The organism is Helicobacter sp. MIT 03-1614 (assembly GCF_000762925.2).
GTDB classification, from domain to species: Bacteria; Campylobacterota; Campylobacteria; order Campylobacterales; family Helicobacteraceae; genus Helicobacter_C; species Helicobacter_C hepaticus.
Genome location: NZ_JRMS02000002.1, coordinates 72,738 through 89,281, shown reverse-complemented (window position 1 = coordinate 89,281; position 16,544 = coordinate 72,738). Strand labels below are relative to the sequence as shown.

The following is a 16,544-nucleotide window of genomic DNA, read 5'->3' as shown; positions in this document are numbered from 1 at the left end:
AGGGTTGTGCCTGAAGAGAGGTTAGATTGGCAAAGTAGCTATGAAAGAAATAAATCTTTGATTGAGACTTATAAAAATCAAGCAAAACTCATCATCACTTGTGCGCTGCATTGTGCCGCTCCTTGTGTAGCTATGGGAATACCCGTGGTTTTAATTGCCTTAGAAGAAGAGAATCTTAATCGTTTTTCTGCTGTGAGCGGGATTTTGAGAATTTGGACGAAAAAAGAGCTAAAAAATGGACAAGTAGATTTTAATCCAAATGTATTAGATATAGAATCTCTCAAAAAAGATATGTTAGAAAATTTGTATTTAAGCATTCAAAAGGCAATGGGTGAGGTAATAGATAAAGTGCGATTAGAACAAATACGACAAAGAATTGCAGAATTTAAAGTGCCTTTTATGTGATTACATCTCCCAAGTTGCAAAAGCTTTTTTAACAACTTCAATCACACTATCCATACCTCCTGCAAGCGAGAAAAGCCAATATTTATGCGCATAAATGAGTTCAGCTTGTTTAATAAGCTTTGCTTCCTCATTGTTAGCTGGCATTACAAGTATGCGAGCGATGTCCATTTCTTGATGAAAAATATAAGATTGAAGTGCGTCCATAAAGCATTCACGGAATCGCCGCTTATCAAAAAGCTCTTTTACTTCTTGGATTCTATTTATACACTTTTGTAATTCTTCACTTTTAAGCTCTTCTAAACGCTTTTCTTTATTGAGAAGCTCAAAACGTTCGGTAAGTGCTGCTACTTCTAAAAATACTTCTTCAACAAATGCTTTATCTTTAAGCCCTAAATCAATCCACTCGCGAGTTTTTTGCTTTATTTTAGCTAGATTTGCTTCATAAGCTTCAGATGTGGGTAAAGTGAGTGTGATAGGGGATTTTTTATGTGAAGTATCAATGAGTTTGATAGCTTCAGGGAAAGGCATTTCTTTTGTCCCGTGTATGCGAGCACCTCCCTCTGTAGCATTGATTACCTCAATAGGATAAGGAGTGTTGGCAATATCGCGTTCATAAAATGTTAAAAATAGCTTCCATATTTTTGTGGATTCTATCATACCGCCGCCACCATATTTTTCTACCATAATTTTTTGTCCCTTTTGTTCCATTTCTTCGGGATTGATTTCGTGTGTGCCATATACGGCGTTTTTAGCGTGAGATGTGCCATCTTCGCCAAATGCTAGGTCTTGTCCAATGATAATACAACGTTTAAAGCGCGAATGCACCACAAGCTCATAAGCCATATTTGCAGCACTCATACCGATGCCCAAATAGCCATATTCTGGAATCTCAAAGTAGTTTGTATATCCAAAAGGACGCAAAGAATATTGCACTACATTACCTTTAAGTGCATTTTTAAGACGATTATGCACAATGGAAGTGATTGCAAATATAACGTCTTTGTGTGCCCATTTAGGAGTGTCTTCATAGAATTTTGCTGTGAGTTCTACACGTTCAAGTGAAAAAACAATATCGGGTTTAATACCCTCTTTTGCAAGGATTGGGAAAGATGCGTCAATACAAAAGATTGTAGCATAATCTTGGATTTGCTTTAAATATGGAATCTGCTTGCTTAAACTTGGACCTGTGGCGACAATAATGGCTGTATCTCTTCCTTTAATTTGTGCGAGTAAATCAAGCAAAGTGGGCGATTTAATTACATCGGGGAGATTTTGTATGTGATGTGAAATGCCAATGATAGAATCTCGGCTGTCATTACCTACGCTAATTACACTATGTTCAATAGAGCGGATAAAAAATTGATTAATTTTGATATAAAGCTCTGAATAAATTTCATAATAGGAATTAAAAAGATGTAAATCATAGACTTTTGAGTAAATTTTTGCATCACGATTACTTGCAAAAAGTATATCAATGCTCGTAGAATCGCAACTTTTAGCGTCAATAAAAATAAGCCGTTTTTCTAAGATTTCTTTAGAAAAATCCATAAAATGTAGCACAATAAAGAGTAATTCTATTTCAGGTTCAAGCACAATGATACGTTTTAAAAAATCATTTTGCAAAAGGACTTTATAAAACACCCCATTGCCTATGCCAAAAAAATACAAATAAGGATAATGTGAATATTTTGCAAACGATTCAATTTTAGCATTTGTTTCTTCAAGCGGGTTACCTTGAAAGAGTGGAGTATTTGAGCGTTTGTCAATAATATTAATATTAAGAGGGTCGTTTCCTTGATAAACTTCAAAGTCCTGGTTAGGTTCAAACTCGTTCAATCTAAGTGCGAGGGCAGGAGAGCGAATTGCCAACGCAGAGAGATTTAGACTAAAAAAATCCTGCATAAAGTGTATTTATAATAGTTATGCTACTTGACTACTGAAGAAGTCTAAGCACATTTTGTTGCACAGCATTAGCTTGTGCCATTGCAAAGTTACCGCTTTGAGCCAAAACATTATGTTTAGAGAATGTTGCAGATTCTGATGCAAAATCCACATCTCTAATATTTGATTCTGCAGCTTTAACATTAACTTGTGTAACAGAGACGTTGTTAATAGTTGAAACAAGTTGAATCTGTGCTGAACCAATATCTGCACGGAGTTTATCAAGCTGGGCACGTGCAGATTCTGCCATATCCATAACTACCATTGCACCCTTAAGGCTTGTAACCCCAGCTCCGATACCATCAAAATGGAGATTAGCTTGAGCGACATTCGCATTTGCTCCACAAGCAGAAGCGACATTCGCGTCCATTTCCCCACGTATATAGCGGAGATTTGCAGTAAATTCGGCAATACCTTGCGCAGAATGGAATCCTATATGGCTATAATTTACTCCGCTCACAATAATATCTCTTGCATCTGTTCTAATAAGCGTTAAGCGCCCAACAATAGCGTGGTCTGTTCCAGAGATACCAGCGAAATTTCCTCCACCAAATATTTTTCCACTATCGCCTTGAGTGCGGATACAAATCGCTCGCCCATCAAGGCTACGCACATTCATACGCCCTGTAATATCAGTAAAAGCTTCACAACCCGTGCGTTCTTTAATAGAATTAATGGCATTAAGTAAGCGTCCATCAGAATCATTTTTGCGAATATCGTGAACATTTCCGATTGTTACACCATTGATAACTAGCTCACGAATAGTGCCAGAGAGCACAGGCACATCACCTGTTGCCATTACGTTCCACGCAGCACGCACACCTAGTGTATCAGAATATTTATTGATAACTTCAGTTAAAACACCTATACCTGTTCCTGCAGATGTAGAAATTTTAACGGTTTCAGTTTCAAAATCGTGCTTTCCATCAACTTGGCGGAATTTTAACATTACTTCAGTAAGATTTGATGCTGCACCAGAAGCAAGCATACCAATCCCTCCAAATGATCCACTTTCTAAGCGCACGTGTCCAATTTTATCCGAACTTGTAGGACCGATAGAGGCTTTAACAGTTGTATTTGAATATGCACCAATTTGAAACTCTTTATTTGAAAATGCACCAGAGAGCATTTGTTGCCCGTTATAGCTTGTAGTATTTGCAATATTATCAAGCTCCTCTAAAAGGCGAATAATATCACTTTGAAGCGCTTTTCTTGTTTCGTTACTTTGTCCATCTTGTGCTGCTTGAATAGCTTTGGTTTTAATGGTGTCTAGAATCTTTAGCTGCTCGTCCATTGCTTTATCTGCAACTTGTATCATACCGATAGCATCATTTGCATTTCGGACTGCTTGTCCCAAGCTTTCACTTTGACTTCTTAAACTATCAGCAATCGCCATACCTGAAGCATCATCAGCTGCTTTATTTAAGCGTAAGCCAGAACTTAACTTTTCAAGTGAGCTATGCAGACTTCTATTGTTTTGCACACCGATAGTGTGAGCAGTAAGGGCGGAGATGTTTGTGTTTATCCTAAAACTCATTTTGCATCCTTTGCTAAACTTTTTTTCATTTGTGCCGATTAAGCAAAAGATGTTCCATATTTTTTGTGTCAAAAAACATAAAATGTGAAATTCTAATGAGAATCTGTGCTAAAATCCGTTTTTTATTTCTCATAGAAATTAGGCATTAGGGGAATTTAAGCTATGAAAGATTTAATCATTGTAGAATCGCCCGCCAAAGCAAGGACGATTAAGAATTTTTTAGGGAGTAAATATGAGGTTATAGCCTCTAAAGGTCATATCCGAGACTTGCCAAAATATACTTTTGGCATTGATATAAAGGATAAAACATTCCACCCACAATACACTATCAGTAAAGACCATATGGAGATTGTTGAGAAAATTAAGGTTGCTAGTAAAAAAGCAAAGGTAACTTATATTGCAACAGATGAGGATAGAGAGGGGGAGGCTATCGGTTTTCATATTACTCAAGCTCTAAATCTCCCTTATGAAAAAATCCCACGCATTGTGTTTCACGAGATTACAAAAAATGCTATTACGCACTCATTGCAAAATCCGCGTCAAATTGATATGGCAAAGGTAAATGCTCAACAAGCACGGCGGTTGCTTGATAGGATTGTTGGTTTTAAACTTTCCGAACTTATTTCTTCCAAGATTCAGCGTGGATTATCAGCAGGACGTGTGCAAAGTTCTGCGCTTAAGATTATTGTGGATAGGGAACGAGAGATACGCGCCTTTAAGCCGACAATTTATTTTTTAATTAATGCAGTTTTTAATATGAAACCTAAGAGTAAGCAAAAAAACCAAGATAATGGTCAAAATAATATAGAAGCCGAACTCATCACTTATGACAAAAAGCTTGAAAAGCTCTCTTTGCAAAATTTTGAGGCGGTAGAGGCGATGTTGGAGCATATCCAAAAGCAGCAATTTTTTATTAAAGAAATTATCACAAAAAGTAAGAAAATATCAACACCTCCACCATTTATGACTTCTACATTACAACAAAGTGCCTCAAGTTTATTAGGATTTTCTCCCTCACGGACAATGAGTATTGCACAACGACTTTATGAAGGTGTGGAAACAAATTTTGGAAGTATGGGGGTAATTACCTATATGAGGACAGATAGTCTTAATATTGCCAAAGAAGCGCAAAAAGCCGCAAGAGAAATGATTATAAAAACTTATGGCAAAGAATATGTTCCTGCTAAAACCAAAAATTATGCTACCAAATCCAAAGCTGCACAAGAAGCTCACGAAGCGATACGACCAACCAATCTTGATTTTACTCCAGAAATCGCAAAATCTTATCTTAAGCCAGAAGAGCATAAGCTTTATGCACTTATTTATTATCGTTTTTTGGCTTCACAAAGTCAAGATGCGCTTTTTGAGATACAAAATATTATTTTTACACCTCATAATCAAACACATTTGATTGAATTTAAAGCAAGTGGGCGCAAACTTGTTTATGATGGATTCTATAAAATTATGGGAAATGATGACAAAGATAAGCTTTTGCCCGAATGCAAAGAGGGCGAAGATGTGTTATTAAATAATATAGAATCTGTTCAAAAATCCACCGAAGCTCCGTCGCGTTATTCTGAAGCAAGCATTATTAAAAGTATGGAATCACTTGGTATTGGTCGTCCCTCCACTTATGCACCAACTATTGCATTGCTTGTGGCACGAGAATATGTGAATATAGAAAAAAAGCAGCTTGTGCCGCAAGAAAGTGCATTTAAGGTGATAGAAATGTTGGAATCTTATTTTGATGAGATTGTAGATACCCATTTTACCGCCGGATTAGAAGATAAGCTTGATGAAATCGCTCAAGCAAAAATGAATTGGGAATCTGTGCTGTGGGAGTTTTATCAGCCATTTATGCAAAAGATAGAATCTGGCAAAAAAGTGATTGTCTCACAAAAAGTTGCTATTCCTACAGGAGAGATGTGTCCAAAATGTGGGAAAGAGCTTGTGCAACGCAAGAGCAAATATGGTGAATTTATCGCGTGTAGCGGTTATCCCAAATGTAAATATATTAAACCTACACAGCAAGATTCTCAATCGCAATCCCAAGAATATGGTGTATGTGAAAAATGTGGCGAACCTATGATAAAAAAGTTTGGTCGTAATGGTGAATTTATCGCGTGTAGCGGTTATCCCAAATGTAAAAATACAAAATCTCTCACAGACAAAGCACAGGCTCATAGTGTTGAAGGTGTGGTTTGTCCAGAATGCGAAGGAGAGATTGTAAAAAGATTTAGCCGCAGGGGAGCGTTTTATGGCTGCAAGAACTATCCAAAATGCACTTTTATCTCAAAATTTGAGCCTATCAAAGAGAAATGTCCGCAATGTGGCGGAATAAGCGTAGAGCGTGAATATCGCAAAAAACAAGTGCGCGAATGTCTCAAATGCAAGCATAGAATAGAAATATAAAAATTATCAAATAATGTTACTTTTTCTCTAAAAAAATAGATAAACCTCAAAAAACCTTTTGCTTTTAAGCAAAATCGGGGTAGGGGGTAGAATAGCGCTTATGCATTTGTAAAATAAAAAATGCAAATTTAATCAATAAGGGTGGTTTGACAATTAAAACAAAAAAATTGTTTGCAAGGTTGGCTATAATTTTATTTTTTGTGGCTTCGGCGCTTGTGGCTGAAGAGAGCGGTGTGTTTGGAGGCAATGCTGTAGGTTATGGAACTCCTCATATTAAAGTATCAAATGTTAGTGGAGATACTAGTAAGACAGATTATAATGGCATAACCTTTGCATTTATTGCTGGTTATAAGCAATTCTTTACTCCTAACTTTGGATTGCGCTACTATATAAATGTAAATACAATTGGAAAAGATGTGGGTCAAAAATTTAGAGGAACTCTAATGGATTATGGGGTAAATATTGATATGCTCTATAATTTTATCGCTCGCCCTAATGCAAACCTTGGTTTTTTCTTAGGAGCTGGAGCAGGTGCAAATACTTGGGGTAAAGATATTGGTAAGGATATTGCAGATTCAAAAAATGTTAAAAAAACTGCTTTTAGTGCAGGTTTAAATTTTGGTTTGCGTAGTGTGTTTGCTAAGCATTATGGGCTAGAAATTGCTGCTCGCGTGCCATTTACAAAAACTACTATTTTTGATGGAGACAATGGAGGCCAAAAGATAAAAATGACAGGTTCATATGATTATAATGTTGAGCTGCGTTATATTTTTAATTTCTAAAATCTTTTAGATTCACGATTGCAGTAAATATATTTACTGCAAAACTCAAATTTAAGAATCTCCTTATCTAAATGATAAATTTATTTTAAAAACCCAAATCTTGAAAAAGCACTTTACACTATTGCTCGTCCAACCAATGCTGTGATGTCGTGCTCAAAAAGTGGTGTGTGCGTTATGAAAAAACGATGCCATTACAAAGGCACAAGCAAAAATTACATATTTCATCAATTAGGATAAGATTTTCACTGCAGTCCCGTATACAAGCACTTCTGAAGTATTAGACATAAGCGATGAAGTGGCATAAGAAATACCAATAATGCCATTTGCTCCAAGAGCGTGGGCTTCTTCTATCATACGCTCGGTAGCGATATTTCGCGCGTCATTAAGCATTTCGGTATAGCCTTTAATCTCTCCACCAACAATACCTTTAAGCCCTGCCATAATATCACGTCCTATGTGTTTTGATTGCACCATTGAGCCTTTGACAAGCCCTAAGACTTCATAACTTTGTGGTATATAAGCAACACTATAAAGTTTCATATTGCCTCCTTATTTTAGTTCATTTTTTACGCGGATATGAAGTTCTTTAAGCTGTTCATCATTAACTTTGCTTGGGGCAAGAGTAAGCGGGCAAGTTGCTCTTTGTGTCTTAGGAAAGGCAATGACATCGCGGATACTTTGAGATTTACTTAAAAGCATAATCAATCTATCAAATCCAATAGCAATTCCTCCGTGTGGAGGTGCACCAAAGCTTAATGCTTCAAGTAAAAAGCCAAATTTATCCTCTGCTTCTTGTGTGCTAATGCCAAGTAATTCAAACACACGCTTTTGTATAGAATCTTTATGGATTCTAATGCTTCCCCCACCAAGTTCAATGCCATTGAGCACCACATCATAAGCCACAGAGGTAATCTCCTCAATATCTTCTTTATCCAAATCATTTGGCATTGTAAAAGGGTGATGTAGGGCTTTTGTTTTACCCTCATCTTTTTCAAACATAGGAAAATCCACCACCCATAAAAATTTATATTCGTTTTCATTAATAAGCTTCATATCTTCAGCAACTTTAAGACGCAACCTTCCCATATAATCCCATACTATTTTTTTAGCTCCTGCGCCAAAGAAAATAATATCTCCAACCTCTGCTTTTACGCGCGATACAAGCTCATTGAGTGCAGATTCAGAGATAAATTTTACTAAAGGACCTTTGAGTTCATTTTCTTTTACTTGAACATAGGCTAGCCCTTTTGCACCAAACTTACGCACGAAATCTTCTGCTTCACCTAGAGTCTTGCGTGAAAAAAATGTATCTCCACCTTTGACACATAGAGCTTTAATGCGATTGTTTTTAGAATCTTGTGCGATATTTTTAAAAATTGCATTGCTTGAATCTACAAATAAATCTCCCACTTCTACAAGCGGCATACAAAAGCGTAAATCGGGCTTGTCGCTTCCATAAGATTCCATAGCTTGTGCATAAGGTAGACGCATAAAAGGTATTTCAATCTCCGTGCCACACGCACTAAAAATATCTTTAAGTAGATTCTCTGCTACACTAATAATATCCTCTTGCTCACAAAAACTCATTTCAATGTCAATTTGCGTAAATTCTGGTTGCCTATCAGCACGCAAATCTTCATCGCGAAAGCATTTAGCGATCTGAAAATATTTATCAAATCCGCTCATCATAAGGAGTTGTTTAAAAAGCTGTGGGCTTTGGGGCAGGGCATAAAACTCACCTTGATGCACACGTGAGGGCACAAGATAATCCCTTGCCCCTTCAGGTGTGGCTTTTGTAAGTATAGGCGTTTCTACTTCTAAAAAGCCCATTTTTTGCAAACTATTACGTGTAGCAATAGCTGCATCAGAGCGGATTTTGAATATATTATATGCTTTAGGAGAGCGCAAATCCAAATAACGATATTTAAGTCGTAACTCCTCATTTACGCTTTCATCACCAATGGTAATGGGAGGTGTGGGCGATTTATTTTCAATAATAAGTGAGTTTAGCACAATTTCTATCATACCTGTTTTAAGTTTAGGATTCTCTAGTCCTGCACCTCTTGCTCTTACTTTACCTTTTGCAACGAGTACATATTCATCGCGCACACTTGAAGCGATAGCGTGAGCTTGAGTGCTTGGGTCGCATACAAGTTGGACAATACCACTTTTATCGCGCAAATCAATAAAAACTACACCTCCGTGGTCTCTGTAAGTATTGCACCAGCCGCAAACTTGCACTTCTGTGCCAATATGCTCCTCTCCTAATTCCGCACATAAATGAGTTCTTAACATTGCTAGCCTTTTAGAGTAAAATAAACATATTCATAGAGAATTAAAAATTCATTTCTTCAAGAATCTGGCGTAAAGATTGTTCAATTTCAGTAGGATTTGATTTACTAATAAATCCATCAGCTTTCAGTCGTTCTGCCATTTGGTAATTACTATCGCTACTCATTGATGAGTTGATAATAACGGGAATATGACAAGTTGCAGGTGTTTCTTTAATACGTTTAAGCACTTCAAAGCCTGAAACAACAGGCATTTCTAAATCTGTGATAATCACCCCAATATTTGCGGCTACACCTGGATTATGGAGATAATCAAGTAATGCCTTGCCATTAGGGAAAGTAAAATACTTAAGACCGAGTTTTTCTATGATTTGTTGTAATGATTTGGCTGCTGGTTTAGAATCTTCAGCGAGAAGCACAATTTTATCACTTTCAATATTTTTTATATCATTGAGTTCAAGTTCATTTGCAGCGTTTCCACCCGGGAAAGCCTCTGTGAGCATACGTTCTACATCAAGAATTTGAATCACTGAACCATCATCGTATTTTGTCGTAGCAGTGATTTTTGATTCGCCATCTACACCATATTCTGGTCCAACGCTCACGTCATTCCAATTTTTATGGATAATGCGCTTTACACCCATAATTTTAAGCCCAACGGTATGATTAGAAAAGCTACATATAATCACGAGATTCTTATCTGTATTGAGTGAATATTCTCGCAAATCTCTATTAGGGCATTCCTTGCTATAATAGAGCCAACGTCTCATATCTACAAGAGGAATTGTTTCATCACGCACCGTAAGATAACCCAATACAATACCACTATTGTCTCCCGCAGTTTCAGTAAGGTCATCATTATAGTATATAATTTCACGTATTTTAAATACATTCATTGCATAAAGCTGATTTGAGCCATCACTTTCTTCTTCAAGTGTAAAGCATAAAAACTGCACTTCATTATTAAGATGCAAAGAAGTTGTTTTATCAATCAAAGATTGCTTTTGTGTCAAAGTCAGCCTCCAAAATAAGAAGAAATACAGAAATGTCGCTTAAATAATGGTATGATTCTATCATAAAATACATAATATAAGCACTTAAACTTCAAATTTTAAAGGTAAATCGTTATGACAAGTCAAGAATATTACACACAAGTGCAGATTCTCAAAAAGATGGCATATCACTATTATGTGCTTGATGAACCTATTGCAACTGATGAGCAATATGATAGCCTCTATCATCAGATAGTACGTTTTGAAGAAGAAAATCCTCATCTTATTGATGCAAGTTCGCCAACACAACGTGTAGGTGATGTGCCCTTAGAATCTTTTAGTAAAAATACGCATTTGGAGCGTATGTGGAGTCTAGAAGATGTTTTTAATTATGATGAACTAGTAGAATGGGTGCAAAGAATCTATAAAAGCTACCCTCAAGCTACTTTTACTTGCTCACCTAAATTTGATGGTGCAAGTCTCAATCTCCTTTATCAAGAAGGCAAGCTAGTGAGTGCTACGACACGAGGAGATGGTGTTATTGGGGAGCTTGTAACGCATAATGCAAAGACGATTCAGAGTATTCCTCTTGAAATTAATTATAAAGAGGAAATTGAGATACGCGGTGAAGTAGTCATAGCCAAAGAGGATTTTGAATATATTAATCAAGATCGTTTAAGCGAAAACCTAAGCCTTTTTGCAAATCCTCGTAATGCAGCAGCAGGGAGTTTGAGACAGCTTGATGCAAAAATTACTGCTAAACGCAAACTTCGTTTTATGCCTTGGGGCATTGGGGCAGGTTTGATACGATTTGAGAGCTTTTATGAAGCTTTTAATACAATTACACGACTTGGTTTTGCTCCTGTGCCTTTTTTGAGTTATTGCGAGAGTATAGAATCCATACAAAATGCTTATAATGTGCTTTTTTCTCAACGCAATAATTATCCCATAATGCTTGATGGTATGGTGATTATGCTTGATAAAATTGCCTCTCAACAACAACTTGGTTGGACGATTAAATCTCCTCGTTTTGCTTGTGCTTATAAGTTTCCCGCAGTGGAAAAGAGCTCTAAGATTCTATCTGTAAGCCTACAAGTTGGACGCACAGGTATTATTACACCTGTGGCAGAACTAAAGCCTGTGGAGATTGAGGGAGCGATGATTTCACGTGCAACTTTACACAACTTTAGTGAAATTGAGCGCAAAGATATTCGTTTGGGCGATGAAGTGATTATTATTCGGAGTGGAGATGTGATTCCTAAAATCATTAAACCGCTTGTGGCTTTGCGTGATGGTACTCAAAAAGTTATTTCTAAACCTACGCATTGTCCAGTCTGTGGAGAAGAACTTTTACTTGAAGATATATTCATCAAATGTCAGAATCTAAGCTGTGAAGCGCGTGTAATAGAATCCATTATCCATTTTGCCTCAAAAAAAGCGCTTAATATTGATGGTTTAGGTGAAAAAATCGTGATACAACTCTATGAAAATGCCTTTGTAAGAAATATTAAAGATATTTATGCTTTAAGCATACAACAATTGCTCACACTTGAAGGGTGGCAAGAAAAGAGGGCAAATAATCTTATTTATGCTATACAAAATACTATAGGTGTAGAGTTATGGCGTTTTATTAATGCACTTGGCATTGAACATATTGGTGAAGGCGCAAGTAAAAAGCTTGCTCAAAAATTTGGATTAAATGTGTTTGAACTTGAACTTTCAGAAATATTGAGCGTTGATGGATTTGGGGAGGAAATGGCATATTCGCTTGTGGAATTTAATCACGCTAACAAAACGCTTATTGCTGAGCTGCTTTGTATTATCAAGCCTAAAGTAGAGTTATTAGAAATTGATAACAATAATGTTTTTTTTAATAAAACTATTGTGCTTACAGGCACACTAAGTCAGCCAAGAGATAGAATTATTAAACTTTTAGAATCTAAGGGTGCAAAAATAAGCTCAAGTGTAAGTAAAAAAACCGATTTTGTTATTTATGGAGAAAAGGCAGGGAGCAAGCTAGAAAAAGCACAATCTTTAAATATTACCACATTAAATGAAGAAGAATTTCTTGCGCAAATCAATAAGTGAAAGAATTTATAGTTCTAGCAATGATACAGGCACTTTCAATACACTTTTTTTAATAGCATAAGATGAAGGTGTAGGCACATCAGGTGTGAGTTCTAAACCTCCAGCGTGAGTATCATCTGGGAAAAAAATTGCTAAATCTCCACTACTTAGAAGCAAACTAGTGCGATAGGGTGTATTTAAAGATTCATTAATGGGTAAAGTATATTTTAAAGTGCTATATTCTCTATGAGAATCTCTTAAAAGGTTGTTATAGACTATTAAATCCTTGCTTTCATCATAAGGTATGTGTATATCAAATGTGCTTTTATCGCCAATTAACATATATTCATAGCCTTCTACTACAAGCTGGAAATCAATAAATACACGATGGGACTCAAAAAAGGCATTGCGCATTGGTTTGAGATGATAAGATTGTTCAATAGCACGCACACCTTGCGTAAGGGGATAGCTTATCTCATAACGCTCCTTAAGTGGAGGAATATTAAGAGAGCATATTCTTTTGTATATATCGTGTGTGGGATTTAAAGCGTTGTTCATATATTCTTGTATGTCTTTAAGCACAGGGTAGGCTTTAAAAAACCAATCTAAATGCGCAAGTTTGCCGATGATTGCCATTTTTTGTTCCTTATATTTTATTTGAGATTCTTTATTTTAGCATTCTTTATAAAGAGTTGCAAAAATTCTACAAAAATATCGTGCAGCGCAAGTATATCACTTATTGATACGCGTTCATTTATAGCGTGGATTCTATCATTTGGCACACCTATTTCCACTACATTTACACCATAAGATGCAAAGAATCTTGCATCACTTGTCCCTCCACTTGTGCTTAGTTGTGGTGTGATGCCAAGAGTGCGTTCAATGATGGCGCAAAGTGATTTGACAATTTCACTATCATCTGCTGTAATAAATGGAAGCGAATTAGTTTTAAGCGTGAGTTCATAGGGTAGGGAGCCAAGAATTGAGGTAATATAAGAGCGAATAGAATCTTCATTGCTTAAAGGTGAGTTACGCACATTAAACATTATTTTGAGATTCTGTGGTGTTACATTTACAACTTCCATACCGCTTCGAATATCGGTAATTACAAGTTTGCTCGGCGCAAAATGAGAATCCCCATTATCTAATTCTATGCCTGCTAATGCACCAAGCTTGCTCCCTAATAGTTCTATGGGATTGATACATTTTTGTGGATAGGCAACGTGTCCTTGTTTGCCTTCAATGATGAGTGTGCCATTGATTGAGCCACGTCTACCGATTTTAAGCATATCGCCTGTGCGATTTATGCTTGTAGGTTCTGCGACAATGCAGCTATGAGGAAGCAAATCGCGTTTTTTAAGCTCTTCAAGCATAAACTTTGTGCCATAGATTCCCTCTCCTTCTTCATCACTTGTAAGAAGGATTGAGAGCATAATGGGTAATGAAGAAGTATTATGGAATTCTAAAATATTACAAACGGCACATATAAAGGCACTTACGCCTCCTTTCATATCTTGCGTGCCTCGTCCATAGATATACTTTTCATCTTGTGTCCCACAAAATGGTTCAAACTCCCAACCCTCTCCCGTTGGCACAACATCAATATGTCCTGCAAAACAAAAATGATGCAGATTTGATTTGTCTGCACCTTTAGGTGCAATAAGATAAAAGAGATTTTTTACCCCCTCTTTTTCTTGCTCAATGATGAATGTATCAATATGTTCCTTTTGTATGAGAGAATTTAATTTATTAAGGATAATCTCATAAATACCGCATTCTTGAGGTGTGATACTTGGACGCTTGATGAGCTCTTGTAAAAGTGAAAGAGGCATATTAGTCCTTTTTAGATTTAAGATAAGAGAGTGCTTTTGTAGCAAAGGCACTAAAGTGTGGAAAATTCATTGAAAATTTCGTGCGATAAGGTGCATAGGCATAAAGGGGTTTAATGCTTTGAATAATATCAGCTTTTTCATCACTCCAAGGTAGGTTATTTAAAATGCGCATTATGCGTTTAAGTAAGGTGCGAATACAGCGGTAATAAAAAGCATAGGTTTCATTAGTTTGTGCTATTTCTCCGCTTTTATCAGTGCTGCCATCATTAATGAGTATAATTTCAAAATCTTTATAACTTTGTTCTAAGAGCGAATCTAGGCATTCTTTAAGATAGGATTGCACATTATAAATGGGCACAATAATAGAAAAAAGAGGCGTATCATTCATCACTCTCTCCTTGAATTGATGGTTTTTGTTTATCTTTGGAACCTGGATTTAGCGTAATGGGCGTAGAGCATAATTTATATATACGTCCTACACGTCCGATAAAAGTGGGCATAAAGTTCAAGTCTTCACTATATAGTTCATCAGCGATATAAAAAGAATCAACTTCTAAAAGCATACTTTTATTTTCGCCAAGCTCTAGCACATCGTATAAATTACACATAAAGGCGACTTTAATGCCTTGAGGCACGGGAGGAAATCCTGATTGAAGCAACTCAAGTGGAATATCAAATTTATTTGCCTCACTTACATTATATGCAAGTTCTGTGCTCGTATCGTGTAAAGCTTGGAGATGAGAGTGTTCGCACATACTAATGGTAGCCTTACACGTGTTAATAATATTTTTATAAGTATCTTTATGGCTGCCATCACTTTTTTGCATAATACAAAGAGAGAAAATAGGTGGATTAACACTAATAGGCGCAAAAAAACTAAAAGGCGCAAGATTTATTCCACCATTTGGAAAAATAGTGCTTACCCACGCTATAGGGCGAGGTGTAATTGTATTACTTAGAATTTTATAAGCTTGTAATGGCGTAGAATCGCAAGATTTAAGTATCATTATCAAGCCTTTTATAATGGAGTTTTAGGAGATTTTGCGTTTGAGTGATAACTTCTGTTGGAGTAATAAGTTTCATACAATTATGATGTTTTAAGGGACATTCACGTTTTTTGCAAGGCGCACAAGGGAGAGATTTACAAACAAGAGCGTAAAGAGATTTTACTTGTTGGTCTTCACAAAAAGATATAGAATCTTTTCTTACACAGGGCACACTAGGTATGTAGGGTGCTGTTTCGTTCATATCTGTTGGTCCAAAAATCACTATCATAGGTATTTTTAAAGCTGCACCGATGTGCATAGGTCCGCTATCATTGGTAATAAAAATATCCATTGCAGCGATATAATCAATCAGTTCGCTTAAGTTTGTTTTGTCAGTAAGATTATGGAAATGTTGATTTTGAGAATGTGCAATAAAAGCATTTGCAATAGATGTGTTCGCATCAGATTCGGCACTTGAACCAAAAAGATAGACTTCATAGCCTTGAGTAAGAAAGTGCTCTATTATAGTAATAAAATGTGATTGTTCCCAACGTTTAGCACTACCAAAAGCTGCTCCGGGATTGATTCCTATTGTATGGGTATGAGATTGATGTAATGTTTGCGTATGGGAAATGAGTGTAAGCGGTTGTGTGGCAAGAATAGAGAGTATATCTTTTGGTGAGAAATGTTTATTTTGTGTGAGATGTGAAGATTCTGTAAGTGTAGAGAGTGTCTTCGTATAAGATGCAATAGCTTGTTTTTGCACTTGCACAAGGGGTGTGATAAGTAGAAGATATAAAAATACTTGATGATATTTTTGTCCTTGAGAATCATATTTCTCTAAGGGTAAAGCGTGTGTAAGTAAAAAACTTCGCGCATTTTTAGCGTAGCCTATGCGTACTGCGCTTTTGCTCAAATAAAGTAATAATGCTGAGAAAAAAGTATTGCTAAAACTAATAGCTATATCGTGCTTTCCTATATTTTGCGCAAGTGTCTTTGTAGCTAAAATGCGGGAGCGCGCTTTTTTACTCTCATCAATAAAAATATGTTTTACGCGTTCATCTCGTTCATAAATCCCACAACTTGCTTTGCTTCCTACCAGAGTAAAATTTGCTTTATCAAAACTATGTTTAAGCCATTCAAATGCGGGAGAAACCATTACACTATCACCCAACCAATTTGGTAAGCGTAATAGAATCTTTTTTACTTCTTGAGTGGGAATATTTGTAGGACATCTCAATGATAGCACAATAATTTCTCCTGTGTAAAATGCAACAAAAGTAATATTGTAAGCATAAA

General features: G+C 36.4%; 14 protein-coding genes. 4 read left to right on the top strand and 10 right to left on the bottom strand.

Annotation, left to right across the window (positions count from 1 at the left end; all coding sequences use genetic code 11):
- Positions 1–6: 6 nt before the first annotated feature.
- Positions 7–405: a hypothetical protein gene (locus LS66_RS01690; RefSeq protein ID WP_034367405.1), complete on the top strand. Its 399-nt coding sequence runs from the start codon at positions 7–9 to the stop codon at positions 403–405.
- Here the strand turns inward: LS66_RS01690 and LS66_RS01685 are convergent, their stop codons facing one another.
- Positions 406–2,307 carry a motility associated factor glycosyltransferase family protein gene (locus LS66_RS01685; protein WP_138091827.1) on the bottom strand — a complete coding sequence of 634 codons (1,902 nt, stop codon included), beginning with the start codon at positions 2,305–2,307 and terminating at the stop codon, positions 406–408. It abuts the gene before it with no gap.
- A gap of 31 nt (positions 2,308–2,338) precedes the next feature.
- Positions 2,339–3,883 (bottom strand): flagellin B, encoded by a 1,545-nt coding sequence (locus LS66_RS01680; RefSeq protein ID WP_034366880.1) that lies wholly within the window; start codon positions 3,881–3,883, stop codon positions 2,339–2,341.
- A gap of 162 nt (positions 3,884–4,045) precedes the next feature.
- Between LS66_RS01680 and topA the strand changes: the two genes are divergently transcribed.
- Positions 4,046–6,295: a type I DNA topoisomerase gene (gene topA / locus LS66_RS01675; protein ID WP_011116637.1), complete on the top strand. Its 2,250-nt coding sequence runs from the start codon at positions 4,046–4,048 to the stop codon at positions 6,293–6,295.
- A 146-nt stretch (positions 6,296–6,441) separates the two neighbouring features.
- Positions 6,442–7,077 (top strand): outer membrane beta-barrel protein, encoded by a 636-nt coding sequence (locus LS66_RS01670; protein ID WP_052057389.1) that lies wholly within the window; start codon positions 6,442–6,444, stop codon positions 7,075–7,077.
- A 228-nt stretch (positions 7,078–7,305) separates the two neighbouring features.
- Here LS66_RS01670 and LS66_RS01665 read toward each other — a convergent pair whose 3' ends face one another.
- The 3 genes from LS66_RS01665 to LS66_RS01655 are packed head-to-tail and all read right to left on the bottom strand — an operon-like array spanning position 7,306 to position 10,381.
- Positions 7,306–7,617, bottom strand: a complete 312-nt coding sequence (locus tag LS66_RS01665) for a YbjQ family protein (protein ID WP_034366883.1) — start codon at positions 7,615–7,617, stop codon at positions 7,306–7,308.
- Positions 7,618–7,626: 9 nt separating this feature from the next.
- The gene (gene aspS / locus LS66_RS01660) at positions 7,627–9,372 is read right to left on the bottom strand and encodes an aspartate--tRNA ligase (protein WP_034366886.1); all 1,746 of its coding nucleotides are present in this window, start codon (positions 9,370–9,372) and stop codon (positions 7,627–7,629) included.
- A 40-nt stretch (positions 9,373–9,412) separates the two neighbouring features.
- Positions 9,413–10,381 (bottom strand): chemotaxis protein, encoded by a 969-nt coding sequence (locus tag LS66_RS01655; protein ID WP_011116641.1) that lies wholly within the window; start codon positions 10,379–10,381, stop codon positions 9,413–9,415.
- 108 nt (positions 10,382–10,489) lie between these two features.
- On the opposite strand from LS66_RS01655, the gene ligA reads away from it, so the two are divergent.
- Positions 10,490–12,448 (top strand): NAD-dependent DNA ligase LigA, encoded by a 1,959-nt coding sequence (ligA, locus tag LS66_RS01650; RefSeq protein ID WP_193328825.1) that lies wholly within the window; start codon positions 10,490–10,492, stop codon positions 12,446–12,448.
- A 6-nt stretch (positions 12,449–12,454) separates the two neighbouring features.
- Here the strand turns inward: ligA and LS66_RS01645 are convergent, their stop codons facing one another.
- Genes LS66_RS01645 through waaF form a run of 5 tightly spaced genes read right to left on the bottom strand, consistent with a single transcriptional unit; the run spans position 12,455 to position 16,494 of the window.
- Complete coding sequence (locus LS66_RS01645) at positions 12,455–13,063, bottom strand: YhcH/YjgK/YiaL family protein (protein WP_034366889.1); 609 nt, start codon at positions 13,061–13,063, stop codon at positions 12,455–12,457.
- Between the two features lie 17 nt (positions 13,064–13,080).
- Positions 13,081–14,259, bottom strand: coding sequence for a succinyl-diaminopimelate desuccinylase (gene dapE, locus LS66_RS01640; protein WP_034366892.1), 1,179 nt, complete (start codon positions 14,257–14,259; stop codon positions 13,081–13,083).
- Between the two features lies 1 nt (position 14,260).
- Positions 14,261–14,647, bottom strand: a complete 387-nt coding sequence (locus tag LS66_RS01635) for a glycosyltransferase family A protein (RefSeq protein ID WP_034366895.1) — start codon at positions 14,645–14,647, stop codon at positions 14,261–14,263.
- The gene (locus tag LS66_RS01630) at positions 14,640–15,266 is read right to left on the bottom strand and encodes a flavin reductase family protein (protein WP_034366898.1); all 627 of its coding nucleotides are present in this window, start codon (positions 15,264–15,266) and stop codon (positions 14,640–14,642) included. The genes LS66_RS01635 and LS66_RS01630 overlap by 8 nt, the downstream gene beginning before the upstream one ends.
- On the bottom strand, positions 15,256–16,494 hold the full coding sequence (gene waaF / locus LS66_RS01625) for a lipopolysaccharide heptosyltransferase II (RefSeq protein ID WP_081947953.1): 1,239 nt from the start codon (positions 16,492–16,494) through the stop codon (positions 15,256–15,258). Before waaF ends, LS66_RS01630 begins: the two co-directional genes overlap by 11 nt.
- Between the last annotated feature and the right edge of the window lie 50 nt (positions 16,495–16,544).

Coding starts and splice junctions, on each gene's coding strand:
- LS66_RS01680 (WP_034366880.1), bottom strand. CDS start 3,883: ATGAGTTTTAGGATAAACACAAACATCTCCGCCCTTACTGCTCACACT.
- LS66_RS01685 (WP_138091827.1), bottom strand. CDS start 2,307: ATGCAGGATTTTTTTAGTCTAAATCTCTCTGCGTTGGCAATTCGCTCT.
- LS66_RS01630 (WP_034366898.1), bottom strand. CDS start 15,266: ATGATACTTAAATCTTGCGATTCTACGCCATTACAAGCTTATAAAATT.
- LS66_RS01645 (WP_034366889.1), bottom strand. CDS start 13,063: ATGGCAATCATCGGCAAACTTGCGCATTTAGATTGGTTTTTTAAAGCC.
- LS66_RS01665 (WP_034366883.1), bottom strand. CDS start 7,617: ATGAAACTTTATAGTGTTGCTTATATACCACAAAGTTATGAAGTCTTA.
- dapE (WP_034366892.1), bottom strand. CDS start 14,259: ATGCCTCTTTCACTTTTACAAGAGCTCATCAAGCGTCCAAGTATCACA.
- LS66_RS01635 (WP_034366895.1), bottom strand. CDS start 14,647: ATGAATGATACGCCTCTTTTTTCTATTATTGTGCCCATTTATAATGTG.
- aspS (WP_034366886.1), bottom strand. CDS start 9,372: ATGTTAAGAACTCATTTATGTGCGGAATTAGGAGAGGAGCATATTGGC.
- topA (WP_011116637.1), top strand. CDS start 4,046: ATGAAAGATTTAATCATTGTAGAATCGCCCGCCAAAGCAAGGACGATT.